Origin of the sequence: Arthrobacter sp. D5-1 (assembly GCF_017357425.1) — a bacterium.
In the GTDB taxonomy this organism is placed as follows: domain Bacteria; phylum Actinomycetota; class Actinomycetes; order Actinomycetales; family Micrococcaceae; genus Arthrobacter.
Genome location: NZ_CP014571.1, coordinates 1,524,972 through 1,549,883, shown reverse-complemented (window position 1 = coordinate 1,549,883; position 24,912 = coordinate 1,524,972). Strand labels below are relative to the sequence as shown.

At 63.5% G+C, this 24,912-nt stretch carries 23 protein-coding genes; 11 read left to right on the top strand and 12 right to left on the bottom strand.

The window, feature by feature from the left end; translation table 11 throughout:
- Window positions 1-118 precede the first annotated feature (118 nt).
- A complete protein-coding gene (locus AYX22_RS07210; RefSeq protein WP_207596824.1) occupies window positions 119-637 on the top strand; it encodes a hypothetical protein in 519 nt (172 codons plus the stop codon).
- On the opposite strand, the gene AYX22_RS07205 is transcribed toward AYX22_RS07210, so the two are convergent.
- Together AYX22_RS07205 and AYX22_RS07200 are read right to left on the bottom strand one after the other, a co-directional pair.
- Window positions 606-1,715, bottom strand: a complete 1,110-nt coding sequence (locus AYX22_RS07205) for a TIGR01906 family membrane protein (protein ID WP_242703558.1) — start codon at window positions 1,713-1,715, stop codon at window positions 606-608. The genes AYX22_RS07210 and AYX22_RS07205 overlap by 32 nt on opposite strands.
- 139 nt (window positions 1,716-1,854) lie before the next feature.
- Window positions 1,855-2,847 (bottom strand): stage II sporulation protein M, encoded by a 993-nt coding sequence (locus AYX22_RS07200; protein ID WP_207596823.1) that lies wholly within the window; start codon window positions 2,845-2,847, stop codon window positions 1,855-1,857.
- A gap of 108 nt (window positions 2,848-2,955) precedes the next feature.
- On the opposite strand from AYX22_RS07200, the gene AYX22_RS07195 reads away from it, so the two are divergent.
- A complete protein-coding gene (locus AYX22_RS07195) occupies window positions 2,956-3,759 on the top strand; it encodes an RDD family protein (protein WP_207596822.1) in 804 nt (267 codons plus the stop codon).
- A gap of 113 nt (window positions 3,760-3,872) precedes the next feature.
- Here the strand turns inward: AYX22_RS07195 and AYX22_RS07190 are convergent, their stop codons facing one another.
- From AYX22_RS07190 to AYX22_RS07170, 5 genes are all read right to left on the bottom strand, one after another.
- A complete protein-coding gene (locus tag AYX22_RS07190; RefSeq protein WP_207596821.1) occupies window positions 3,873-4,712 on the bottom strand; it encodes a pentapeptide repeat-containing protein in 840 nt (279 codons plus the stop codon).
- Between the two features lie 187 nt (window positions 4,713-4,899).
- On the bottom strand, window positions 4,900-6,120 hold the full coding sequence (locus AYX22_RS07185; protein WP_207596820.1) for an Ig-like domain-containing protein: 1,221 nt from the start codon (window positions 6,118-6,120) through the stop codon (window positions 4,900-4,902).
- 119 nt (window positions 6,121-6,239) lie between these two features.
- A complete protein-coding gene (ahcY, locus tag AYX22_RS07180; protein ID WP_207596819.1) occupies window positions 6,240-7,718 on the bottom strand; it encodes an adenosylhomocysteinase in 1,479 nt (492 codons plus the stop codon).
- 45 nt (window positions 7,719-7,763) lie between these two features.
- Window positions 7,764-7,982 (bottom strand): Trm112 family protein, encoded by a 219-nt coding sequence (locus AYX22_RS07175; protein ID WP_207596818.1) that lies wholly within the window; start codon window positions 7,980-7,982, stop codon window positions 7,764-7,766.
- Window positions 7,983-8,126: 144 nt separating this feature from the next.
- Complete coding sequence (locus AYX22_RS07170) at window positions 8,127-8,504, bottom strand: DUF3499 domain-containing protein (RefSeq protein WP_207596817.1); 378 nt, start codon at window positions 8,502-8,504, stop codon at window positions 8,127-8,129.
- A 142-nt stretch (window positions 8,505-8,646) separates the two neighbouring features.
- Between AYX22_RS07170 and AYX22_RS07165 the strand changes: the two genes are divergently transcribed.
- Entirely contained in the window at window positions 8,647-9,165 is a 519-nt protein-coding gene (locus AYX22_RS07165; protein ID WP_207596816.1) for a metallopeptidase family protein, read from the top strand.
- Window positions 9,166-9,172: 7 nt separating this feature from the next.
- On the opposite strand, the gene AYX22_RS07160 is transcribed toward AYX22_RS07165, so the two are convergent.
- From AYX22_RS07160 to AYX22_RS07150, 3 genes are read right to left on the bottom strand one after another with little or no spacing between them, the layout of a single operon-like run.
- Window positions 9,173-10,810: a DUF5719 family protein gene (locus AYX22_RS07160; RefSeq protein ID WP_207596815.1), complete on the bottom strand. Its 1,638-nt coding sequence runs from the start codon at window positions 10,808-10,810 to the stop codon at window positions 9,173-9,175.
- Window positions 10,803-14,156: a glycosyltransferase gene (locus AYX22_RS07155; protein ID WP_207596814.1), complete on the bottom strand. Its 3,354-nt coding sequence runs from the start codon at window positions 14,154-14,156 to the stop codon at window positions 10,803-10,805. The genes AYX22_RS07160 and AYX22_RS07155 overlap by 8 nt, the downstream gene beginning before the upstream one ends.
- A 29-nt stretch (window positions 14,157-14,185) precedes the next feature.
- On the bottom strand, window positions 14,186-14,731 hold the full coding sequence (locus AYX22_RS07150) for a WhiB family transcriptional regulator (protein WP_081733423.1): 546 nt from the start codon (window positions 14,729-14,731) through the stop codon (window positions 14,186-14,188).
- Between the two features lie 378 nt (window positions 14,732-15,109).
- On the opposite strand from AYX22_RS07150, the gene AYX22_RS07145 reads away from it, so the two are divergent.
- Window positions 15,110-15,805 carry a TIGR03089 family protein gene (locus tag AYX22_RS07145; RefSeq protein ID WP_207596813.1) on the top strand — a complete coding sequence of 232 codons (696 nt, stop codon included), beginning with the start codon at window positions 15,110-15,112 and terminating at the stop codon, window positions 15,803-15,805.
- Here the strand turns inward: AYX22_RS07145 and AYX22_RS07140 are convergent.
- Window positions 15,792-16,355, bottom strand: coding sequence for a GtrA family protein (locus tag AYX22_RS07140; RefSeq protein ID WP_207596812.1), 564 nt, complete (start codon window positions 16,353-16,355; stop codon window positions 15,792-15,794). The two genes, AYX22_RS07145 and AYX22_RS07140, sit on opposite strands and share 14 nt — an antisense overlap.
- A gap of 239 nt (window positions 16,356-16,594) precedes the next feature.
- Here AYX22_RS07140 and AYX22_RS07135 point away from each other — a divergent pair, with 239 nt between their 5' ends.
- The 5 genes from AYX22_RS07135 to AYX22_RS07115 are packed head-to-tail and all read left to right on the top strand — an operon-like array spanning window position 16,595 to window position 22,174.
- A complete protein-coding gene (locus tag AYX22_RS07135; RefSeq protein WP_242703618.1) occupies window positions 16,595-17,734 on the top strand; it encodes a 5-(carboxyamino)imidazole ribonucleotide synthase in 1,140 nt (379 codons plus the stop codon).
- Window positions 17,731-18,294: a 5-(carboxyamino)imidazole ribonucleotide mutase gene (purE, locus tag AYX22_RS07130; RefSeq protein ID WP_089594181.1), complete on the top strand. Its 564-nt coding sequence runs from the start codon at window positions 17,731-17,733 to the stop codon at window positions 18,292-18,294. Before AYX22_RS07135 ends, purE begins: the two co-directional genes overlap by 4 nt.
- Window positions 18,295-18,314: 20 nt before the next feature.
- Entirely contained in the window at window positions 18,315-19,931 is a 1,617-nt protein-coding gene (locus tag AYX22_RS07125; RefSeq protein WP_207597507.1) for an LCP family protein, read from the top strand.
- A gap of 53 nt (window positions 19,932-19,984) precedes the next feature.
- The gene (manA, locus tag AYX22_RS07120) at window positions 19,985-21,235 is read left to right on the top strand and encodes a mannose-6-phosphate isomerase, class I (protein ID WP_207596810.1); all 1,251 of its coding nucleotides are present in this window, start codon (window positions 19,985-19,987) and stop codon (window positions 21,233-21,235) included.
- A 3-nt stretch (window positions 21,236-21,238) separates the two neighbouring features.
- Entirely contained in the window at window positions 21,239-22,174 is a 936-nt protein-coding gene (locus AYX22_RS07115; protein ID WP_207596809.1) for a peptidoglycan bridge formation glycyltransferase FemA/FemB family protein, read from the top strand.
- A gap of 138 nt (window positions 22,175-22,312) precedes the next feature.
- Here AYX22_RS07115 and glpX read toward each other — a convergent pair whose 3' ends face one another.
- Window positions 22,313-23,335 (bottom strand): class II fructose-bisphosphatase, encoded by a 1,023-nt coding sequence (gene glpX, locus AYX22_RS07110; protein WP_017198677.1) that lies wholly within the window; start codon window positions 23,333-23,335, stop codon window positions 22,313-22,315.
- A gap of 125 nt (window positions 23,336-23,460) precedes the next feature.
- On the opposite strand from glpX, the gene AYX22_RS07105 reads away from it, so the two are divergent.
- Together AYX22_RS07105 and AYX22_RS07100 are read left to right on the top strand one after the other, a co-directional pair.
- Window positions 23,461-24,237, top strand: coding sequence for a DUF4245 domain-containing protein (locus AYX22_RS07105; RefSeq protein WP_242703557.1), 777 nt, complete (start codon window positions 23,461-23,463; stop codon window positions 24,235-24,237).
- A gap of 51 nt (window positions 24,238-24,288) precedes the next feature.
- A complete protein-coding gene (locus tag AYX22_RS07100) occupies window positions 24,289-24,903 on the top strand; it encodes a carbonic anhydrase (protein WP_011774029.1) in 615 nt (204 codons plus the stop codon).
- Window positions 24,904-24,912 lie beyond the last annotated feature (9 nt).

The following is a 24,912-nucleotide window of genomic DNA, read 5'->3' as shown; positions in this document are numbered from 1 at the left end:
AACCGAATGAGCACCTAATTCGGCCCACATCGCCACCTATTTCGGCACCACCTCCCTAGGTGCCGATGTTGCCCCCCATAGCGTTTTCCTCACGAACCAAACGTTCAAAGGGGAACCCATGGCAGATCCATCACGCATACCAATGCCCGCGCTCTACTACTCGCGTGTCCGGGCTACCTTGATACCGCGAATTGCGGGTTTCACGATGGTTGCGCTGGGCCCGGTGCTGTTCGTGCTGATCGTCCTGAACAACACACCGGAAGTGCTCTTCGCACCGCTGGTCACCACCGCAGCTGGTTCATTCATCGCCTTCATGACTGTCACCGTCAAGGTCGACTCGCAGAACGTCGTGATCGCCTTCTGCGACATCTTCAAACGGACATTGCCCAAGGATGAAATCGCGACGTTGACCACGGACAACGCGGCCGGACCCAGTGGGTACGGATTCCGATACATGGGGCCCGGCATGGTCGGGTACCTCGTCGGCGGTCCCGAGATCAATATCGAGATGAAAAGCGGTAAGACCGTCATCGCCAGCACAGATGCCCTGAGCAGCTTGTTCGTGTTCTGGCGCCCCCACAGGGCACGCCGTGAAGCCGGCTCCGCTAGCGCTTGGCGTCAGCTGATTCTCTGCTGAGGTTGTCCGCTTCATCTGTAACAGCGTCATCGCCCGAGACCTCGGCTTGGTCAACCGTTGTGTCAGCACCCCGACGCCGCTTGGTGGGCCACGTGAAGATGAACGTCACCGTCGCCACGAGGAAGACCAGCGCGCCGATGACGATGCCCGCGTCTATCCAGAACTGTCCCGGGAAGAGCCGGATGAGGGTGTCTTCCAGCGAGAACGTCCAGGTTCCATTGGCGAAGAAGATCCGGTGGAACTCGGTGAAGAACTGCTGCCAGCTCAATGCCGCCAGGACAGCGAGGCCAATGATGATGACCAGTGTGACGATGGATCCGGCAAAGAGTCCTCGACGGATTCCGCCGTTGCTGCGCTTCCGCAGGTACAGGACGGCGATGATGCTGAGGATGATGAGGAGCAAGCCTGCACCGAAGGACGACAGGATGACCAGCTTGACGTCAGCCATGTGCGCCACTTCGCTGTCCTTGAAGAGCTTGGCACCGTCCTGGTGGACCAAGCCACCCAGGTAGCGGGGACCTGCCCAGTTGCTGAGGTAGTCCACGGCGTACGAGCCGTAGGTCATACGGTCATCAGTGCTGAAACCATAGCCGTCGCCCGGGAAACCCGGCCGGTTGTACTCCACCCACAGGAACAAGGGGCTGGTGACCGCCCGAACGGCGAGCACCAGGAGGATCACCGGGTAGAAGACGGCCAACAGGACTTGGAAAACCCGCGGTCCGATTGGCTTCACCTTTGCGGCTTGCTCACGTTCCGCGTTGCGTCGGGCCACTTCGTCTTCCGGTGGTCGGACCTGAAGGGCCGACGTCGGCAAAGGTTCCGAATAGTGCGACTCCTGCTTCTCAGCGGAGTTGCCCGCAAGAGTGTCAGCGAACAGCGGGGGTTCCGGCTCGACGTCGGCCGCTTCTGCAGCTTTCCGGTGGGCGCGGCTTTCAGGCTGCCCGCCGGCGGGCGTCGCGGGAGCCGCCGCAGTGGCACCACCGGAGGTCTTCGGCTTCATCCAGTCGAAGGCCGGTTCGTTGGGGTCCTCGTGGACGTCCGTGTCCGGTTCTTGTGGTTTTGGGCTCTTGTCGCTCACAGCGGTTTCACTTCCGTAGGCATCCACCGGCGAATGCGTACTGCCGGCTCTCTTGTCTGCATTCGAGCCTACCGTCCGGCCTTACGCCGACACGCTGTGCCACCCCGGGTGCGCCCAGATCGAAACGTAACTGTAAGGTCTACGCAGCGATGCTGCGATATCCGGCGTCGTTCGCGTCCAGGTCCCCGGTAACACCGGTCCGGGCGGCCCTGCCACCGAGCACCAACGTGTAGACCCAATATCCGGCCAGAACCAAGGCTCCGATGGTGATCTTTACCCACACGGGCAGCGGACTGGGCGTCACGAATCCCTCCACCATTCCGGAAACGAGCAGGACCAACACCAACCCCAGCGCAATCGTGATCAGGGAACGCCCCTCGTCAGCCACAGCCTGCAGCCGTGTGCGGGGCCCCGGCCGCACCATGGCCCAGAAGATTTTAAGGCCCGCTGCGCAGGCGATGAACACTGCCGTCAGTTCCATCAGTCCATGCGGAAGGATGTAGCTGAAGAAGACATCCATCTTCCCCGTCGCCAGGAAGAGTCCCGCGGCAATGCCCAGGCCTTGGGCATTCATGAACAGGATGTACGGCACCCAAAATCCGGTGACTCCGAATGCCACGGCCTGGGCAGAAATCCAAGCGTTGTTGGTCCACACGGCGCCGGCAAACGAGGCAGCCGGGTTCTCGGAGTAGTAGTCGATGAAGTCTTCGTCCACATACTGCTGGATCCTGGCATCACTGCCCACCGCCCTCAGCGCCTCCGCCGACGTTCCAATCCACAGGGCGTACGCCCCTGCCACCACCACGAAAGCCAGTCCGCACCACAGGGTCAACCAGCGGATCCGGTAGAACGCCGCGGGTAAGGCGATGACGAAGAACCGGGCCAGGTCCTCCATGAAATTCGAGCGCGCCCCCGTGAACCGGGTCCGGGCCTGTGCCAGCCCTGCGGACAGCGTGGCGGACAACGCTGTCTCCGGAGCCACCGAGCGGATCAGGGACAAATGCCCCGATACCGTCTGGTAGAGCCGCAACAACTCATCGGCTTCGGCTCCCGTGAGACGGCGCTTATGCGCAAGAAAATGAAGCCTGGACCATTTGTCCCCATGTACGGCCGAGAAGGCGTCGATGTCCACGGCACCACCCTAGCGCCTCAGTCCACGCACGGGGTGGGTCCCGCCGCTAGACTCGGTGATGCGGGCACGCCAAGCGTCCGCAGCGTTTGCGAGGCATGGGGGCTGGGCATGAGTTCAATCATCACAGGCGAGGCAGTAGTCCTCGAACTGCGACCGGCATCCTTTGCTGCCCGCGCGCTGGGACTCATCCTCGACATCATCTCGCAGGTAGCCCTCGCGATACTCCTGATCATCCTCATCGGCATGGCGTCAGAGGACCTCGACGACGCCGCGATCCGCGCACTGATCCTCAGCAGTGTTGTGTTCTCCATCGTCATTGTTCCCGTCGCCGTGGAAACCCTCACCCGTGGACGATCCCTGGGAAAGCTCGCAACAGGACTTCGCATAGTGCGCGACGACGGCGGTTCCATCCGCTTCCGGCACGCCTTCATCCGAGGGCTTCTTGGCGTCCTTGAGATCTATCTGACCTTCGGCGGCCTCGCGATCGGCGTGGCACTGTTCAACGACAAATCCAAGCGCCTTGGCGACATCGTGGCCGGCACTTACTCACTCCGCCAGCGGGTTCCCTCAAAACCGCGCATCATGCCGGTGGCACCGCACTACCTCCAGGCCTGGGCCGCCATGGCGGACATCGGCAGGGTCCCGGACGCCACTGCACGAAGGGCCGGTACCTTCGTGCAGCAGGCCTACCTCATGTCCCCGGAATCCCGGGTCGCCATGGCCACGGCCATCGCCTCCGAACTGGCCAAATACGTGGCCCCTCTCCCGCCCTCCGGGACCATCGCCGAGGACTACATCGGGGCCGTCCTCGGGGAACGACGCAACCGCGAACTTGTGCGGCTGCGCCAAGCGGAGCAGCGGAACGCGACCGTCGGTGAGCGACTACAAAAGCTGCCGTTCACTGACGTTTAGTGCCTGCCACCGGCTGGCGGCGGGGGGGCCGCCGTCCTCTGCCTGCTCGCTCGTTCCTCGCTTGAACGCAGGCTGCCGGACGCCGGCCCCCCGGCTTGTCCCGGTTGCAGTCTTCAGCGCCAGTGATCCGGTTTTGTGAGTCTTTGTGGCAGGAGGGTGGTGGGGTCGCCTTCGGCGGCGGTGATCTGCGGTTGCGTCAGGTAGAGCGCACTGGAGAGATCGGCGCCGTGGAGGTGGGCTCCCCGGAGATCGGCTCCCAACAGGTCTGCCGCCGTGAGGTCGCTGTTCCTGAGGTTTGCTCCTATCAAGTAGGCACTGCGGAAGTTGGATCCGCAGAGGCGTCGGTTCGCCAGGTTCGCGCCCATCAGGTCGGCGCCGCTGTGATCACCGTCCCGGCGAGGGCCGTCGTCGGGCGTTTGCGCGTCCTCGGCTCCGTAGGAGGCCCGTAGTTCCTCGCTGACCTCCATCAGGAGGGCCCGCACTTCACCATGCAGCGTTTCGACGTCGGTGGCAAGGATCGCTGTTGCGTCGCCTTGGGCGGTGGTTGTTATGCGTCCGGACAGGTGGCCGGCCGCTGAAGCGAGGTCGGGGTCGAAGGTCCGTTGCTGGGCTTCGGCCAGGTACCAGAGCATTTCGTGGAGCTGCCTCACCACCTTGAACACGGCGAACATCGAGGACGTGGACGAGGGTTGGTCCCTCCAGCTGGTACCGCCAAAGGTGTGCTGGGAGACCACTTGGCCCGCGCCGAAGCAATCGAAAACGGTGCAACCACGGAATCCGCGCGGCCGGAGGCGTTCATGGATGGTGCAGGAAAAATCGGCGGACATGTTCGGGCAGGGTGTCGCCGCGGGTTTGTCGATGGCAAAGTCGGCCGAACGGACGAATCCCAGGGCGGTACAGCAGAGGGCAAAGCAGTTGCCGCAGTCCGGGCGAAGGGTTGGTTGAAGAGTCATGTGTGCTCCAGGTGATGAAAGAGGGTCCGGTGGGAAAGGCCGGGGAACCCGTTGGCGGGTTCCCCTCAGGGACACCCGGAATCACCGAGGAGGGCAGCACAAAGTGAAGGGCCAACATGTGGTCAGCACAGGAAAGGTGGGTCAAAGAGCGCAGGAAATAATCACTGCCACTATCGTAACCGCTGGGCTAGCGCTGGGCGTAGCTCGCCCAAGGGATATTCCAGTCGCCGAAGCCCTCCAGGGGCTCTACTGCGGGGGCTCCGGTGTTGAGGATCTGCACGACGTCGCCGGTCTTCATGTTGTTGAAGAACCAGGCAGCATCTGCGGGCAGCAGTCCCACGCAACCATGCGAAACGTTGGCAACCCCGATGGAGCTCCAGGCCGCTTCAAGGGCCTGATGGACATAAACGCCGGACCAGGTCAACCGGTTGGCGTACTCCACTACCAGCGGTGGATAGTAGCCCTTGTCACCCGGCTTCAAGCCAATGGTCCCCGCGTTGAAGTTGGAGTGGCGTTCCTGCTCCATGATCACGGCATAGCCGGTAGGAGACAGCCAGTCTTCCCCGCCGAGCGACACAGGCGCAGTGTGCACCAGCTGCCCGTCCGAATACACGTTCATGGTCTTGGTGTTGTCATCCACTACGGCCACACGCTGGGGACCGGTAGTGAACGTGGACACCACGTCCGCGTTGCCGATCATCTTGTTGCCAAAGTCGACGCCCAGGAGTTTCATATCCACTGTGACGGTGGTCCCTGAAGCCCAGAAAGCTTCGGGACGGATCCGCACCTTCGTGTCCGAATACCAATGCCACGCCACGGGCTGGCCGGAGGACACCGTGATGGCCACACGCTTCTCCATGGCAGCCTTGTCCACCACGGGCTCGCTGAAGTTGATCTCGATGGGCTGGCCTGACCCGGCCGTGGTTCCGTTCCGGGGGTAGATGGAAGCATCGGCCTCATAGGCTGCGGAAACGGTGGTGAAGGTTTGGGTCTTCTTGGTTTCCTTCCCGGCGGTATCCACCACGGTGAAGGAATAGTTGTACTGGGTTTTAAACTTCAGTACTTCCGAGGTAGTCCACGTGCTTCCATCCGGGCTGGTCTTGCCCTGGACAGGCGCGCCGCCGGCTACCGGAGCCAGGACGACGTCTTTGACCTTGCCGTTGACTGCTTTGATCTGCGGGCCCACCACGGGGTTCCACTCGATGGCACCGTCCAGCGGGGTGATTCCCAACTCCACGGGCTTTGCTTCCACAGTTGCCGTGGGAGACGCCGCAGGGCCGCCGTCCTGCGAAGGGCCGGCCAGCAGTCCGGGCACGGTAGCAACACCAATTCCGCCCACGGCAATAGCGGCGCAGATCCCTGCGATGGCAAGGATCTTGCCCGTCTTCCGTTTGGCGACTTCCGTCATGTTTTCCGTCTTCCTGTCCCCCGGCAAGCAATACTGAACACCCAATCCTAGCCGAAAGGCCGGCCACGCTGCTCGCGTGTCCGGCCTTTCGCCATCGATTTGGGTAGTGCTGGCCCGCTTTAGTAGCGGTAGTGCTCCGGCTTGTAAGGACCAGCAACGTCCAGGTCCAGGTATTCGGCCTGGTCCTTGCTGAGTTCGGTCAGCTCGACACCCAAGGCGTCCAGGTGGAGCCGCGCTACCTTCTCGTCCAGGATCTTCGGAAGCACGTAAACCTGCTTCCCATACTCGCGTTCTCCGGCGGGCTGGTCCTTCTTGGTCCAGAGCTCAATCTGCGCGATGGTCTGGTTGGCGAAGGAGTTGCTCATCACGAACGACGGGTGTCCCGTGGCGTTGCCCAGGTTGAGGAGGCGGCCCTCGGACAGCACGATGATGGACCGCTCGGAATCCGTACCTTCTTCGAACACCCATTCGTGGACCTGGGGCTTGATCTCCACTTTCCTGACACCCGGGATCTTCGCCAGCCCGGCGATGTCGATCTCATTGTCAAAGTGGCCGATGTTGCCAACGATGGCCTTGTTCTTCATGCCCAGCATGTGCTCTGCCATGATGACGTCTTTGTTGCCGGTAGTGGTGATGAAGATGTCACCCTGGGCCAGGACCGTCTCCAGCTTCGCAACCTGGTACCCATCCATGGCAGCCTGCAAGGCGCAAATGGGATCGATTTCGGTCACGATGACGCGCGAACCCTGGCCACGCAGTGCCTCTGCAGCGCCCTTGCCGACGTCGCCATAGCCGCAGACGACAGCTACTTTGCCGCCCATGAGGACGTCGGTAGCACGGTTGATGCCGTCAGGAAGGGAGTGGCGGATGCCGTATTTGTTGTCGAACTTGCTCTTGGTGACGGAGTCGTTGACATTGATGGCCGGGAACAGCAGCTTGCCCTGCTCGGCGAGCTGGTACAGGCGGTGGACGCCTGTGGTGGTTTCTTCCGTGACACCCTCGATGCGTGCAGCAAGACGGGTCCACTTCTGCGGATCAGCTGCCAGGGTCCTGCGGAGGAGGTCCAGGATGAGGACGTATTCTTCCGGGTCCTCCTCGGTGGCGGTGGGAACGGCTCCGGCGGCCTCGAAATCCACGCCCTTGTGCAGCAGCAGCGTGGCGTCGCCGCCGTCGTCGAGAATCATGTTGGGGCCCAACTCCGGGTTGGTGTCGGCGCCGGGCCAAGTGAGGATCTGCTCGGCAGTCCACCAGTATTCCTCCAGCGTCTCGCCCTTCCAGGCAAAGACCGGAACACCCTGCGGATCTTCCGGGGTTCCCTTACCGACCACGACGGCGGCAGCGGCTTCGTCCTGGGTGGAGAAGATGTTGCAGGAAGCCCAACGGACCTCAGCGCCCAGGGCCGTGAGGGTCTCGATGAGGACCGCCGTCTGGACGGTCATGTGCAGGGAGCCGGCAATCCGGGCCCCCTTGAGCGGCTGGGAAGCACCGAATTCGGCGCGGAGGGACATCAGGCCCGGCATCTCGTGCTCGGCAAGGCGGATCTGGTGGCGGCCAGCCTCCGCAAGGGTGATGTCAGCCACTTTGAAGTCGAAAGTCATGGAAGTCCTTAGGGGTACCGTGCGGAATGGGTGAAGAAGTGTGGGTTAAGCCTTGGAATCGTGCTGGCCGGAGGTGGCTGCATGGGCCGCGGCGAGGAGCTCCGGCGGCAAGAGCAGCGGGATGCCGTCCTCGATGGCGTAGCGGAGCTTTTTCCCGGTGGAGTCTCCAGCGGTGGAGACCAGTTCCTCACCCTCCTGGACCAGCGGTGAACCCGACACGGGGCAGCGCAGGATGGACAACAGTTCAGGACTGACCTTTGGCATGAATGATGCTCCCTGGGTGGCGCCGTCATGGCGCAGGTGGCGGATGTTATCTGCAGATTCCAGACTACCGCGCAGGATCAGCCTGTTTGGAGCAGGGCGACGAATTGCGTCCGAAGCAGACACAGGACCCCAGAGCGAACCGGGTCAGGACGGCTCGCGGAGGATGCGCAGGTGGCCTCGTCGGGTTCCTTCGGCCGCTGCCGGCGGCTCCATCTGCCCGTGGCTGTGCCGGGCAGGAGTTTCAGGAGCCGCTGACGCCGCCTCGCGGACGGCGTTGGCCAGGGCCAGGAGGTCGTCGGGCCCAGGCTCAGGCGGCGTGGCAGGCATCGCCAGGCGCAGGACTTCCCAGCCACGCGGCACCGTCAGGCTCTCTGCGTGCTGTGAGCAAAGATCATAGGCGTGCGGTTCGGCATACGTGGCCAAAGGACCAAGGACGGCGGTCGACTCGGCGTACACGTACGTCAAAGTGGCCACCGCCGACTGGCGGCAGGCTGATCTTGAACATTGACGAATAGCACCCACAACATCCCAGATTAGCGCCAACTTGCAACAGAGTTGCGCATTGTCTGCCCGTGGCTCCCTGGAACCGGTGGCTCATCAGCAACTCCGGCGCGCTGCAGGCAATGATGTCGCGCTGGCGGTTCCTCGGGACTAAAGTCGATATATGCAGTCACAGCCACATGTTCCCGGATTCACCATCCGGTGGACTGACGCCGATGGCGATCAGGCAAAGCAACACGCCGGTTCGGGTGTGCGCGGTTTCCGGCGGCGTCGACGCAACCGGCATGGGCGGGGACTGCGCGGGGAGCTGATGCTCCCCAGCCTTCCCGGCTTCCGTACCCGCGCAGAGCGCTTCGATGACATGGTGCTGGACTCCGCAGAGCGGCTTCAGGACATGTGGGGCAAGCAGCTTGACGGCGTCCTTTTTGCCGTGGACGAGATCCCGCCCAACCTCGAACAGCTTGTTGCCATGGGTAGCCCCGCTCCCCTGGGCTCATATACGCCCGGTGGTCGCGGCGAAGCCCCCATGATCACGGTGTACCGCAGGGTAGTTGAACAAGGCTGCACCACCCGCGAGGAACTGCAGGACCTGGTGCACGACGTCGTGGTGGAGTACACCGCTGAAATGCTGGGCGTGCCCCCGGAGACGCTGGATCCCGTATACCGCCGCCGGTATCAGTAACGCCCCGCTAGTAACCTACGGACACTGGGACCTTTTCGAGTCCCGCGGCTGCGTCCTGGATGGCTGCTACCGAGATGTCCGGCCGGCCCTGCGTGCCAAGGACCAGTGCGCCATAGATGGGGTCACCGGAGGCAGAAACTACATACCCCGCCACCACCGAATCGCCCGACTTTGAGGGAAGTTCGATCAACGAGGTGGTGCCGCCGGACAGGTCAACGTCTATGGATTTTCCCACCGCGCCGTCTGCGGTGACCGGGGCATAGGTTACCGTGCCCCGCCCCTCGGGGACACCGAAACTAAGGTACCGCTGCCCGTTGCGTGGAATAGCTACGAGGTGCTGGCTGCCGAGACGGGCCGACGAGGGAGACCACGCGAAGTCAGTGGCTTCCTCCGCCTTGGCTCCCCGCGTAACCCGGGCCGAGGCCACGAAGGCAACGTCTGAGCTTGCCCTGACGGTGTAGGTGCCGGCAGGGATGCCTTCCAGGTTCATGGTGGCTACGGTTCCGCCTTTGACCGTCACCACTCCGCCGCTTGGAATCTTGCGTTCGCCGTTGGCCCCGTACAGGCTGACCTGCACTACGGCATCGGTGGAGCCGGGAACGGCGATCTGCAGGGCGGGTGCTGCGTCGGCGAAGCCGGGCTTGGTGGCGAGCGCCTTTGTGGCCGCCGGATCCTGGATATCGACGCCGGACATGACCTGCAGGCTCGATGCCCCTGAGCCCGGCGAAAGGTACTCGACGCCGCCGGGAGCGAGGCCGCGCAAAACACTTTGCTGAACGGTCGCAGCTACCGGGCCGCCCGTGCTGCGAACGTGGACGGCGAGTTCGCTTTCGCTGGGGGCCAAGCCTGCGAGGTTCACCGAGCGGGTGGTTCCGGGAGCTACCAGGAGTCCGCGTGCCCCCGGCGCCTGGATCTGGCCCTTCTCCCCAAACAGGTCCAGGTTCACCGTGGCCGGAGTCTCCGAAGCGTTGCTCAGGTTAAGGACTGCCGTACGGCCCACTGCCGTGTTGGCCCCCAGCAGCCAGGCGTCGTTTCCCGGCGATTGGCATTGGGCTGACGCCAGGCCGCGAAGATCTCCATCAGTGGCGGCGTAGCTGAGATTGGCAGCAAGGGAGGCCTGCTCATTCCCCAAGGGATCCGCTCCCACTACGGCCGGAGCCGTCACCGGGGAAATCGAGGCCACACCGGCAGACAACACTGGAGGTCCGGCCGTTGGCGTGGGAGTACTGGCCGGCGCTTTGGCGATCTCAGCAACTGCGTCACCTTCCAGCGACGTCACCTTGCTTCCAGGGACCGTACCGGCCGGATTACTCAGCACCACTGCGTTGAGGGCGCTGACGGCGGTAGTGGAGACAGGGCTGAAGTCTGCATCAGTTCCCACCACCGTTCCATTGACCAGCCTCGCGGGTTCCGGGCACACACCCAACGCGCGGCCTGCGGGAACATCGGCTTGCCGGATGTCCATGGTGGTCCCGCCCGATGGTTCGGGCATCATCGACGTCGCCGCAACAGCTCCACCACCGGCGGCCAGGATGGCCACTGCGGAGAGGACACCCGTGACGACGCCCCGGTTGGAACTTCGCGAGCCCTTGCTGGAACTGCGCGACGGTTTTTCGTCGACAGGCTGCTTCTGGTCCTCAGACACTGCTGTACTCCTTACGGAGGGAGACTTCATCCCTCGACATGCCGGTTCGGGTGCGCCGTGCGGGCATCGGTATTGCCAACAGGAGCGTCAGCCCGATCACCACGGCCTGCATTATGCCGAACCACAAAGCCCAGGGGTTGGTATAACGGACTTCCAACTCCCCGCCGTTGGCCGGGAGCTCAAAGGCCTGTGACCATCCGGACGTGGCAGTCTTGAGCTGCTTTCCATCCATCGAGGCCGTCCAGCCGGGATCGGATCGTTCGGCAAGAACAAGCTTGCGGCCCTCGCCACCGGCAGGGACGGCAGCGTCCACGGACACTTCCTCTGCGGGCAGATTGGCCATGGTCTTGCCATCGGCATCAATGATCCTGACGCGGTGCGCGGTTTCAGCAGCTGTAGCGGCAGGCTGGTTCCGGGGCGAGACGCGCCACAGCCATCCGGCGTCGGTCTGCCCAACGGCAACCAGGCCCGGGACGGCGTCGATCCTGCTCGCCGTCAACTGGGCTGCGTTATCCGCAGCCTTCAGGACCACAAATCCGGCCCCCAACTGTTCCAGGTCCGCGCGCGGGTCCACTCCACTACTGGCCACAATGGTGGCCACTGCCCGCCGAAGCGAGGCAGTGGCGGCGTCGTCGTCCACAATATCTTCGCGGCCCGGTGCACCGATGATGGTGCGGGCCGACGCGATGGTGGACAGGCTGTCCAGGGTGGTGCCGGCGCCGCGCATCAACGAGGACGTAAACGCGCCCTGCTCACCGCTGGTAATGACCAGCGTGCGGGTACGTTCCGGCCCCTGTCCGCGATCGACGGCGGTGGCCGGCAAAGTGCTGGAGTCCACCGGCCATACCTGGCGTTCAGCCCCCAGGGACGACGCCGGTTCGGCCGCGTTCGCTGATGTCGACAACCCGGGCGCGGGCGAACGCTGAAGGACGTTTTGACCTGCCCATGCGGCCATCCCCGCGAGGGGCCCGGCCACGAGGAGCGTCAGGACCAGCCCGGAAGCCACGCGCCGCATGGGCAGCCTGGGGCCACTGGAATCGGTCGTCCGGCGGGGCGCGGAGAAGAGCTTGTCTGCGCCAATGACCGCAGCACCGAGCAGCAACATGCCGGCCGCTGACACCGCCGGGCCGGTGAAAGGTCCAACGATGACGTTGTTGTTGACGCCGGTGGCTACATGCCCCACCAGCCAGCCACTCGCCAAGGTGGCCAGGGCGGCCACCCAGAACACCCTCGCCACGGCCGTCCGCTTGCCGGGCAGGAACAGCGCCGTCACTGCCAGAACCAGGACAGGCGCACTGACCAACAGCGCCAGCAGCAAAGCCCAGGGCACGGCGCCCGGACCGAAGAACGACAGCCCGGTCAGGCCGCCGTCGAGGTCGAATGCCAACGGCTGTCCGAGCAATTGCTGCCAAAACGGCGCGGCTTCGAAGGTCAACGGCACTCCGGGATCAGCCAGCAGGGCACGGGGTCTGTCCAACACGGAAATTCCGTAAGGCACGAACAAAGCAACTGTGGGCAGGAGTGACCACCACAGCGTCTTTCCGCGCTGCCCGAGGATGACGGCCGCAAGGATCACCGCAACCACGATCGGCCCCAAAAGCGACGGTGCCGAGGCAGTCACAACGGCCATGACCAGCCCGCCGGCCGCGGCAGCGGTCCAGGACGGTGTTCCGTTGATGCCCGGCTTTCCGAGGATCGGAGCAGGCCGTCTGCTCAGTGAAGAGACGGGGTGTGAATTCACGTGGCCGATCGCAGATCCGGAGGCGCGAAGCAGCCCGAGCAGCAACAGCGGCATCATCACATGGGCAACCAAGGCGCCTGCGCGGCCTTCATTGATCGCGACCAGCAGGGCGGGGGCGGCAGACCATGCCAGGGCGGCAACAGTCCTGAAACGACGCTTGGTGGTCAAAGCGCCCGCTGCGAACCATGCGCCGACAGCGGACAGCGGCATGGCCAGGATGAGCAGCCAAGCCATGGCCGAGTTGCCGTCTCCCCCGCCAACGAGGGACAGCAGCCACAGCACGTAGCCAAAGGGATCCCCATGCCCCGGCAATCCTGCGCCGAGGGAGATCCACCATGTGGAGGCATTGGCCCAGATGTCTCCAGGCGTTGCAGAGAGCGGGATGAGGCCGCCACCGGCCACGACGCCGGAGCGGAGCAGCCCAAGCAGTCCAACAAGCGCTGCGGCAAGGGCCAGCAGGGCCGCCGCGACGGCGCCTGTTCCCACCCAACCGCGTTCGTTCGTTGCCAAGGATGCGAAGTCGTCAGCGGCATCTCCGCTGGGTTCGGGAGCCAGAAGGTCCGAAACTGCGGACGGGTCGTCACTGGGGCGGATCGCCTCCAGCAAAGACCGCCTGTTGGATCGGACTTCACGGGTTGATGTTTGCAGGCCGCGGACCACCGAACGGTGCACCCGGCGTGTGCTTGCGGCAACCCGGCGGCCCCGCGCAATGGCGACCGGCCGAACCAAGGCGGCAACGGTTGCCGTGAACTGCGAGAAGCCGTATCCCGGTTCCTTGACCAGAATGCTCAGCATAAGTCGAACGATGGCACCGAACAGGGCTCCCGCGGCCTGGAACGGAACCTTCCACCAGGGAGCGTGCTTGAGCCGCAGATGAATTTGGGCTTTGCGCGCGGCTGAGGAGGTGCCCAACCCATGGGGACGGTGCTCCACGTGGAACATCCTGGCGCTGGCAACCACCACCACGCGATTGCCGGCCAGCCAGTTCCGCCAGCAGAAGTCCACGTCGTCGCCGCTGCCAGGCAGCGCAGGATCAAAGCCCTGCAGCAACTCCCAGACGTCGCGGCGGATCAGCATCCCGGCAGAATTCACGGCGAAGGTGTCCGTGCGGGCATCGTATTGCCCCTGGTCTACTTCGTCCGCATCGATCAGGGTCAGGCGTTCGGCCCAGCGGCTCGTGGAGAGTCCTACGTCCACCAGGTGCCGCTCATTGTCCCAACCGAGCTGCTTGCAACCGGCCACTGTCACCGATGGGGCCCGTTCCACGGCGTGCAGAAGTTCCGCCAAGGCGTCGGGTGCCGGAGCGGCGTCGTCGTGAAGGAGCCAGATCCAGTCAACAGAGCCGGCGCGGTTTCCACGGTCATCGCCGGTGGCATCCTGGTCATGCGCCAGCTCGTGGAGGCCTGCCTGAACTGCTGCGCCAAAACCGGATTTCGCCTGCTGGAAGGTTGTGACATTGCCTTGGCCGAAAGCTTCGCGAAGCATGTCCAGCGAATTGTCCGTGGAACCTGTATCAACGCCAATGGCGGCATCTGCCGGACGCGTTTGGTCCGACAATGCCGCCAGTGTCCTGGGGAGATAGTTGCCGCCGTTGTGGGAGACCACAACGGCGGTAACGTAAACTTCCTTGAGAATTAGACCGCTCGCTTCCTTAGCCGACGACGCTCCCGTTCGGAGAGTCCGCCCCAAATACCGAACCGCTCATCATTGGCGAGGGCATATTCCAAGCACTGCGAACGGACGTTGCACGCCCCGCAGACTTTCTTGGCGTCCCTGGTGGAACCACCCTTTTCCGGGAAGAAAGCTTCCGGATCGGTTTGAGCACACAGTGCATCAGTCTGCCAGCCAAGTTCACCTTCGTCATCGAAGTCTCCTTGGCCCGGCAGGCCGATCCATACGGGCTGCCCCGGAGTTTCCAGCGGACGACGCACCTCCATGGGAGGGTCGTCCAAGTCTTCTTCCGGCCCTGCAGGCAAATCGCCGATCAGCGCCTCATGTGCAGCCAGGAGGGCAGTTGCCTGATCCTCCAAAGAGTCCTGCACATTCTGGTTGTAGCGGTCTGCCGCTTCCGGATCCGCTGGGTCGACGTACCAATCACCCGGTACTTCCCGCGAACGGTATTTCACCGACGCATGTTCTGCGACGACTGCATCTTCCTGGATACGCAACGCTTGCCCCATGGCGTCCCTCCTGATTTTGCAGCTGCTGCTTGGATGTATTTCCGATTCCCGGCGACGTTCCGGATATCTGTGCAGCGGCGTTTGATTACTAATTACACGCGTGTAACTACCCGTCAGTCAAGCTGCGCCGGGATAATAATCAAGAATCCGCAGAAACGTGGGATGCGCCACGCCCAAGATTTTGCCCGTGCCACTGCGTGTCTCTGCGGAAAACGGGAGGCCCGGATCGATTTACGTGAACTTTCATTGAATTTCCGCGGAAAATTAAGCCTAGCGACGCGAGGCGCCCACCGACTGGAGAAAATGTCCTGTGTCGCAATTCACAATCCCGGTGATAATCCCCGGGACGGCGCGGGGCCACCGTGGCAAGATTGACGCATGAGCATCCCGGCAGCGAACCTGATGACCGCCCTGCGATCCGGCCATTCAACCTCACCACGGCTTACGTGGTACGGGCCTGGCTCCGAGCGGGTGGAGCTTTCGGGCCGCGTCCTGGACAACTGGGTGGCCAAGACCAGCAACCTCCTGCAGGACGAGCTGGACGCGGAACCCGGCATGACCATCCGACTGGACCTTCCCGCGCACTGGAAGTCCTTCGTCTGGGCGTTGGCGGCTTGGCAGCTTGGCATGGAGGTGGTCTTTGACCGCACCTCCGCGGATCTCCTGGTCACCGACAGTCCCGACGACGGCGACGGGTCCGGTTTCGACGCAGTGGTGGCCGTACCGCTCGCAGCACTTGCGATGCGTTGGCCCGGTGAGCTGCCATCCGGCGTCGTGGATTACGCGGCGGAAGTCCGCTCCCATGGCGACGTCTTTATGGCCCACAACGAGCCCGCCCCGGATTTGCCCGCAGTGCGGGGTGCCTCGGAACTCACCCACGAAGCCCTCATGAAGGAATTTGCCGCTGGCCACGAACCCGGCGTCCGCCTGCTGGTACGCGCAACAGACGGCCTGGAGAAATGCCTGGCATCATCACTGGGCGCCTGGCGCGGCGACGGCTCGGTAGTGCTGGTACACCCTGACCTCGAGGTGACCGAGCACCTGCTGGAGAACGAGCGGGTCAGCCGTTCTTAACGGACGGCAACTCGCCGGTGCCGGGGTTGGCAGCTCCGGCCTCGCTCTTGGCTTTGTGGTGGAGTTCGATGATCTCGTGGTCATGCGAGAACTCCGGCTCGGCATCCAGTTCTTCGTTGAACACCCAAAAACGGTAGGCAAAGAAGCGGAAGATGGTGCCCAGGACAAGGCCTACCACACTGCCGGCGATGAACAGTGAGGGCTTGTCGTTCAGGTCCAGGATGTACTTGGCGAACCAAACGCAACCGGATGCGATCAGGAGCCCCACCAGGTTCATGATGGCGAACAACACGGCCTCACGGACCACATTCGCCTGCTTGCGGTGGCGGAATGTCCAAAAACGGTTTGCGACCCACGAGAAAACACTTGCAACGATGGTTGCTATGGCCTTGGCCCACACTTCGCTGCCGTGCATCGGTCCGGAGAACAGCCAGATGAAAACGGCCGAGTCAATGACAAAAGCAACACCGCCGACGGCGCCGAACTTCGCTACTTCGCGCCAAAAAAGCGAGGCGAGTCCGCGGATGCGATCTGCAAGTGTGGTGATCATGACCCTCCATGGCCGTTGAAAAGGTGGGCCGATGGGCCAAGTCCATTTTAGCCCCGATTTCCCCGCACTGCCTTTGAGGTGACTGTGAGAACGCCGATACTGGCGCCCTCATGCCGCCGGAGCTGTGGAAAAAGCAGCCGCGAGGGCGGCAGAATCAGTGATCACGCCACCGGTTCGGTAGGCTGAACCTTGTGACTTTTCCAGTAATTGGCGTTGTTGGCGGCGGCCAGCTCGCACGAATGATGGCTCCGCCCGCTACCGCCTTGGGCTTCGAACTCCGTGTTTTGGCTGAGGGTGAGGACGTTTCGGCTGTTGCCGCGGTGGCCACAGCCCCGATCGGCGACTACAAGGACCTGAACGCTCTCCTTGAGTTCTCCAAGGGCCTGGACGTGCTGACGTTCGACCACGAACATGTCCCCACTGAACACTTGCGGGCCCTTCTGGATGCCGGCGTCAACGTCCAGCCCGGCCCCGACGCACTGGTCAATGCCCAGGACAAGCTGGTGATGCGGGCTGCGATCGACCGCCTCGGTCTTCCCAATCCAGAGTGGTCCGCGGTCAACAGCGTTGAAGAGCTGGTGGCTTTTGGCGACCGCATCGGCTGGCCCGTTGTCCTGAAGACACCACGCGGCGGTTACGACGGCAAAGGCGTCAGGATTGTCCACTCAGCAGAGGACGCCGCGGAGACCGCCGATTGGTTCCAGGCCATGAGCCCCTTGCTTGCAGAGGCAAAGGTGGACTTCAGCCGCGAACTCTCGGCACTGGTCGCCCGCACCCCCGGCGGCGAATCGCGGGCCTGGCCCGTGGTCCACACCATTCAGGTGGACGGTGTCTGCGACGAAGTCATCGCACCGGCCCAGAACATCCCCGTTGAGGTGGCCGCTGCCGCCGAGGAAGCTGCGTTGCGGATCGCCAACGAGCTTGGCGTCACCGGCGTCATGGCTGCAGAACTCTTTGAGACCCCGGGTGTCGGTGCAGGCTTCCTCATCAACGAACTTGCCATGCGTCCGCACAATACGGGGCACTGGACCCAGGACGGCTCCATTACCAGCCAGTTCGAACAGCACCTTCGGGCTGTGCTGGACCTACCGCTCGGCGCAACCGACGCGCTGGCGCCCGTGGTGGTCATGAAGAATTTCCTCGGCGGCGAGAACCAGGACCTGTTCAAGGCCTTCCCCCTTGCCTTGGCCTACGAGCCCGCAGCCAAGGTCCACTCCTATGGCAAGTCCGTTCGTCCCGGCCGCAAGATCGGCCACGTGAACCTCGTAGGCAGTTCGGTCTCCGACGTCGACTCTGTCCGCCAGCGCGCCACGGTCGTGGCCAACATCATCCGCGACGGCCGCAAGCCCGAGCAGACCACCCTTGAGGAGACCGCATGACGTCAGAAGCAACAGCCCCGCTGGTAGGGCTCGTGATGGGTTCGGATTCGGACTGGCCCGTCATGGAAGCTGCAGCGGACGCCCTGGCAGAATTCGGTATCCCCTTTGAGGCGGACGTCGTTTCTGCGCACCGCATGCCCACCGAAATGATCCGTTACGGCCAGACTGCCCACGAGCGTGGACTGCGGGTCATCATCGCCGGTGCGGGCGGGGCCGCCCATCTTCCCGGCATGCTGGCCTCGGTGACACCGCTTCCTGTGATCGGCGTCCCCGTGCCCCTGAAGACCCTGGATGGCATGGACTCCCTGCTGTCCATCGTCCAGATGCCTGCCGGTGTCCCGGTGGCCACGGTGTCCATTGCCGGGGCCCGCAATGCCGGTCTCCTGGCTGTCCGGATGCTGGCCTCGGGAACGGACGAACTCGCAGCGAAGCTCCGCGCAGATCTGCTCGATTTTGCCCAGGAGCTCAATGACGTCGCCAGCAAGAAGGGCGAAAACCTGCGCCGCAAAGTAGAGGAAGTCTTCTCCCCTGCCAACGCTTCAGACCGGGGCTCCCGCTAGGAAGGCAGCGGTTGACTACCATGCACAAGACTTCGAATCAGCCCGGTTCCGCCCTGACTGATCCCGTCCGCTATCCGTCCGGGGCCAGCGCCCCGGTGCGGACCAAACGCGCCTTCGTGCTGGTGCTCCTCACGCTCTTTATCCCCGGCAGCGCCCAGATTGTTGCCGGAGACCGAAAACTTGGCCGGATGGCGTTGCGCGTCACGCTCACCGTGTGGGCACTGGCGCTGGTTACCCTGTTCATCGCGTTGGTGAACCGCACCGTGTTGCTCAGTATTTTTACCCATCCGATCGGTTCACTCTTCATCATCGTGGTCCTTGTTGCTTTGGCTCTGGGATGGGCCTATCTGTTCCTCAACACCCTGCGGATCATCAGGCCTGCCCTGCTGGCTCCGGGGATGCGACCCATCATTGCCGTGGTCCTGGCAGTCTCTACAGTGCTTGCCAGCGGCTCGCTGGGTTACATCGCCTACGTCCTGAACGTCAGCCGGAACGCCATCGGCAGTATTTTCAACGCCGGCCCGGCCATCGATCCCGTGGACGGGCGTTACAACTTCCTCATGATGGGTGGCGACGCCGGGGATGACAGGACGGGCCGCCGCCCGGACAGCCTCTCCGTCATCAGTGTCGACGCCAAGACCGGCGAGAGCGCCATCATCTCCGTCCCCCGCAACCTTCAAAACGCCCAGTTCAGCGAGGGCTCACCCATGCGTGAGATCTACCCTGAGGGCTACAACTGCGGTGACGAATGCCTCATCAATGCCGTCAATACCGAGGTCACCAACAACTACCAGAACCTCTACCCCGGAGTTGCCGATCCCGGCGCCCAGGCCACCTTGGAGGCGGTCTCCGGCACGCTCGGAATCACTGTCCAGGCCTACGTCCTGGTGGACATGGATGGCTTTGCCAAACTCATCGACGCCATGGGCGGCATCCGCATCAAGGCCGGCGGCTGGGTTCCCATCAGTGGTCCCGTCACTGATGAGGCCAATGGGATCCATGGCATGCCGGACGGCTGGATCCCGGCCGGTGACCAGCACCTGGATGGTTTCCATGCCCTCTGGTACGGCCGCTCCCGCGAATTCGTGGATGACTACGCCCGCATTGCCCGCCAGCAATGCGTACAGCAGGCCATGCTCAAGCAGTTGGATCCGGCCACCCTCCTCACCAAGTTCGAGGACATCGCCAACGCCGGCACCAAGGTTGTTGACTCCAATATTTCTTCCAACCAGCTGGGCAGCTTCGTGGACCTCGCCCTGAAGTCCAAGAACCAGCCCGTCAAGCGGCTCACCATCGGCCCACCGGACTTCGACGCGTCCTTCTCCACCGTGCCCGACTTCGACCTCATCCACTCCAAGGTCCAGGAAGTCCTGGCGTCGTCCAACGCCCCCAAAGCCGATGATGCCGTCGTATCGCCCAACGGCGCTGCTGCCGGCACCATCGTGGCTGCCGGGCCGGTTGCAGGGCGCCTCCCCACAAGCCAGCTTCCCTCGCCGTCGGCCGATTTCACCCCGGTGACCACCACTCCGGATGGCACCCCCATCACCATCGAACTGCTCAACGGCCTTAAGGCCCAGGGCGATGAGCAAGGCATCCGGGATCTCGTAGCCACCAACGGACAGTGCGCACCGCTGTAGGCGTGCAGATCCCCTCCACCCCACGTCCAGCGCAACGATAAGGACCTTCTTTCGTGTACCAGATTGAGAATGTTTTGCGACCCTACGCGTGGGGTTCGACGACGGCGATCGCAGACTTGCTGGGGCGGCCGGCATCAGGTGGCCCCGAAGCCGAACTGTGGATCGGCGCCCACCCGGACTCCCCCTCCACTGCCCTTCACCCCAACGGCGTGACCCAACCCCTGAACGCCTTGATCGAGTCCGATCCCCAGCGTTTCCTGGGTGCGGAGAGCCTGGCCGAATTCGGACCGCGGCTGCCGTTCCTCACCAAGTTGCTGGCAGCGGAACAGCCGTTGTCCCTGCAGGTGCACCCCAGCCTGGAACAGGCCCGGGAAGGCTTTGCCCGGGAGAACGCCGCCGGGATCCCCGCGGACGCAGCGGATCGCAACTACCGCGACAACAACCACAAGCCTGAGATGGTTTTTCCCCTCACTCCGTTCAGGGCCTTGTGTGGTTTCCGTTCCCCCGCTGATTCGCGGAGCATCTTTGAGCACCTGGCGCAGGTCCTCGATGCAGCGGCGGTGGACGTACCGGCAGTCATCCAGGACGTCATCTCCGATCTCGCCCAGGCCGACGAAGCCACTGCGCTCAAGGCAGCTTTCAGCCGCCTTATCGAGGGTGGCGGAGATATCTCCGACGCCATCAACGAGGTAGTGGCGGTCCTGTCCGCCGGAGCTCCGCTGGAGCCGCACCGGGAAGCCCTGACGGCAATGCTGGATATCAACGAGGCCTTCCCCGGCGATCCCGGCGTCCTCATCTCACTTCTCCTCAACCACCTCACCCTGGAGCCCGGCGAGGTGGTTTACCTGCCTGCGGGAAACATTCACGCGTATCTTCATGGGCTGGGCGTTGAAGTCATGGCTTCCTCCGACAACGTGCTTCGGGGCGGGCTCACCCCCAAGCATGTGGACGTTCCGGAATTGCTGAAGACGGTCCGGTTTGAAGCCCTCGGAGTGCCGCGCGTCCAGGTCAGTGGCACCGAATTCGGGCAGGAGCTGTACCGGCCGCCCTTCAAGGAATTCCAGTTGCAGCGCATTGAACTTGGCCCGGGTGCCGAGCCGGTTCCCTTGGCGCAAACCGGACCTGCCGTCGTCGTGGTGGTTTCCGGTTCGGTGCTGCTTGACTCGCCCAAGAGCGACCTCCGCCTCGAGCGCGGCGCGGCCGCGTTTATTCCGGACCTTGAGGCACCCGTGAACGTCCACCCTGTCCAGGGAGCCACGGAAACCAGCATCGCCTTTGCCGTCACCACAGGGTTGGGGAACTGATCCATGGAGTTTTTCCTGCAAACTCCCGCGTGGGCTGCTGTGCAGCGTTCACTGGGCCGCCGAGTCCACGAACAGTCCGGCCCGGGCTGGAGCTTCCTCGCCATTGAGGAGAAGAATCCCGCCGGCAAAGTCATCTATGCCCCCTACGGTCCTGTGGCAGAGTCCGTTGAAGCGTTCGACGCCGCCACGGAGGCCTTGGTAACCCTGGCCAAAAAGGAGCATGCGGTCTTCGTCCGGATGGAACCTGCAGCAGCCGGTTTTACAGCGTCCGACGCCGGCCCCCTCCTCCGCGCGCGCGGCTTGCGTCCCGCTCCGGTCAACCAGCAGCCCGAGCTGAGCTGGATCGTGGACCTCGACGGCGACTTCAAGGACGTGCTGGCCGGCATGAAGCCGACCAACCGGAACCTGTACCGGAACATCCACAAAAAGGGCGTGACCTTCCGCGCTTCCCAGGATCCTGCAGACATCAGGATTCTCCTGCACTTCCTCCACCTGACAGCTGCCCGGAACGGCTTCAAGCCACAAAGCGACGAGTACCTCACCCAAGTAGCCGCTTCCCTGCTGCCCCACGGCGCTGGAACACTGTTCATTGCGGAGCTGGAGGGCGAACCCATCGCTGCTGCCTTCGCTTACGACTCCGCTGACACCCGCGTCTACGCCCACGCGGCCTTGGACGACACCCACCGCAAGCTCAGCGCGGGCATCCCCCTCCTGGTGACGCTCATGGCTGACGCCAAGGAAAAGGGCTTGAAGCACGTGGATCTCTGGGGCGTGGCGCCCGAGGACCAGCCGGACCACAAGTGGGCCGGGTTCACTGCGTTCAAGAAATCCTTCGGCGGCCGCGAAGTCTCCTACCCCGGCACCTGGGACCTCCCGGTCAACAAAGTCCGCTACGGTGCCTACCAACTGGCCAGAAAGCTCCGCGACAAACTCCGCTAGGCCTTTTCCCGCGACCCACCCGTACCGCCACCGGACACAGAGAAGGACGGCGAGTATCGCGAAAGCGGCATCAAATCGACGAGGTACGAGGAGATAGCCGCCGAGCGATGCTCGCCGTCCTTCTGTTAGAAGCGGAGGTTACGGCTTGCGCGCGTACGTCTCCCACTTGGATGCGTGGTGCTCGGCCTCAACAAAGCGGACCGTCCCGGACTTGGAGCGCATCACGATGGACTGCGTCATCACGCGGTCCTTCTGGTAGCGCACACCGTGGAGGAGGTCGCCGTCGGTGATGCCGGTGGCTGCGAAGTAGCAGTTGTCCGAAGTAACGAGGTCGTTGGTGGACAGGACGCGGTCGAGGTCGTGTCCGGCGTCGATGGCTTTCTGCTTCTCTTCATCCGACGTCGGCCACAAGCGGCCCTGGATGACGCCACCAAGCGACTTGATGGCACAGGCTGCGACGATGCCTTCCGGGGTTCCGCCGATACCCATGAGGGCGTCAACACCGGTGCCGGAGCGGGCTGCGGCGATGGCGCCGGCGACGTCGCCGTCCATGATGAACTTGGTGCGTGCACCGGCTTCGCGGATTTCTTCCACAAGGGGGCGGTGGCGGTCGCGGTCCAGGATCATGACGTTGAGCTGGTTGACCTTGACGCCCTTGGCCTTGGCGATGAGGTGCAGGTTCTGCTTGACGGGCAGGCGAAGGTCCACCATGTCGGCGGCTTCTGGGCCGGTAACGAGCTTCTCCATGTAGAACACGGCGGAGGGGTCGAACATGGATCCGCGCTCAGCAACTGCCAGTACTGCGAGGGCGTTATTGATGCCGAGGGCGGTCAGACGGGTTCCGTCGATGGGGTCGACGGCGACGTCGCACTCGGGGCCGGTGCCGTCACCAACCTGCTCGCCGTTGAACAGCATGGGCGCTTCATCTTTTTCGCCTTCACCGATGACCACAACGCCGTTGAAGTGGACAGTGTGAAGGAACGAACGCATGGCATCGACGGCGGCGCCGTCTGCCTTATTCTTGTCACCGAATCCCACCCAGTGGCCACCGGCAATTGCCGCGGCCTCGGTGACTCGGACGAGTTCAAGCGCAAGGTTGCGGTCGGGTTCGTCGAGGCCGACGGCGAGCGACGGCGAAATCGTGGAATACTGCTGGGTCATTGGTGCAGGAGACACTTGAACCTCTTCTTCGAGTGACGATTCACGGGACCGGACATGGTTGCGCGGGGCAACCCGGGGTTCCTCTATCAACGATCATAGTCGCCACGTGGTCCAGGAGTCGTTGGATGACCACAGCCCCCGATGCCGGTGGTGAGGTTCCCGGATGTGTGTTCCCTGCCGGGATAAGGGATCATGGACAGGTGAGTGAAACGCAGGACAAGCCCGCAGCCGAGAACCAATCGGACGCTGCAGCGGCCAGCCATAACGATGCCCAAGCCATCCCGGATGCCCCCTACAAACCCGTCATTGCGGCGAAAGCTGCCAAGCGGGCCAACGCGTCGGTCATTGGGATGGTCATTGCCCTGCTTGTCTGCGTGCTGGCTTTCCTCCCCATCGTTTTGATGAACCCGGCTCCGAAGGGCGAGGGCTTCCGGCCCGATGTTGACGTGGCAGCCATTGCCCGCAACGCCGCAGGTGTGGCGGGATTCACACCGGTGACCCCGGATACGGGCGACACATTCAAACCCAACTACGCCCGGTGGGAATCAGGCACGGGAAGCGGCGTCCCGACGTGGGAGATTGGTTTCCTGACCCCCAAGGAGGCCTTCATCGGCCTCACCCAGACCACCCAGGCCAACCCCACCTGGATCTTGCAGCAGACGGAAAACCTGCCCGTCACCGGCACGCGCAACGCCGGTGGCCAGGATTGGGAACTGCGGGACTCCGGCAAGGAGAAGCGCAGCATGGTCCTGGAGTACCGGGGTACCACCATCATCTTGAGCGGCACCGCGAGCCTGGATGAGTTCGCAACGCTCGCTGCCGCCGTCGTGAAGTCCGCAGAGCAGGCGCCGTCGGCAAGCGCGCCCCCGTCAGCCCCTGCATCGACGCAACCGTCCGCTTAACCCGCGCAACAGTTTCACGGACTGCCCTGTCAGCGTCGTAAAGTAAGGCTCGTGCCTACTTACCTGACTCCAGCCCTGGCGTGGCGCCGTCTCCGCGAGGGCAACGAACGTTTTGTTTCCGGCGAATCCCTGCACCCCAACCAGGATGCTTCGCGTAGATCCTCACTCATTGAGAACCAGAATCCTTTTGCTGTCATTTTCGGCTGCTCGGATTCACGGCTCGCCGCCGAGATCATCTTTGACCTGGGCCTCGGTGACGCCTTCGTGGTCCGCACCGCCGGCCAGGTCATTGACGACGCCGTGCTTGGCTCCCTCGAGTACAGCATCAGCGAACTCCGGGTTCCGTTGATTGTGATTCTTGGCCATGACAGCTGTGGCGCAGTGAAGGCCACCAAGGCCGCCGTGGAAACCGGTGAGATGCCTCCAGGCTTCATCCGTGACCTCGTGGAACGCATCACGCCGTCGGTCCTGACGGCCAAGCGCAACAGCCAGGAAGACGTCAACGACATGGTGGTGGAGCACGTCAAGCAGACCGCCGCCCGCCTGGCCGACAGCTCGCGTGTGATTTCCGACGCCATCGACGACGGTCGGGTGGCTGTCATTGGCCTGTCCTACAAGCTCGATGAAGGCCGCGCGGCCCTCGTTTCCGGGATCGGCAAGCTCTAGGAGCACGTG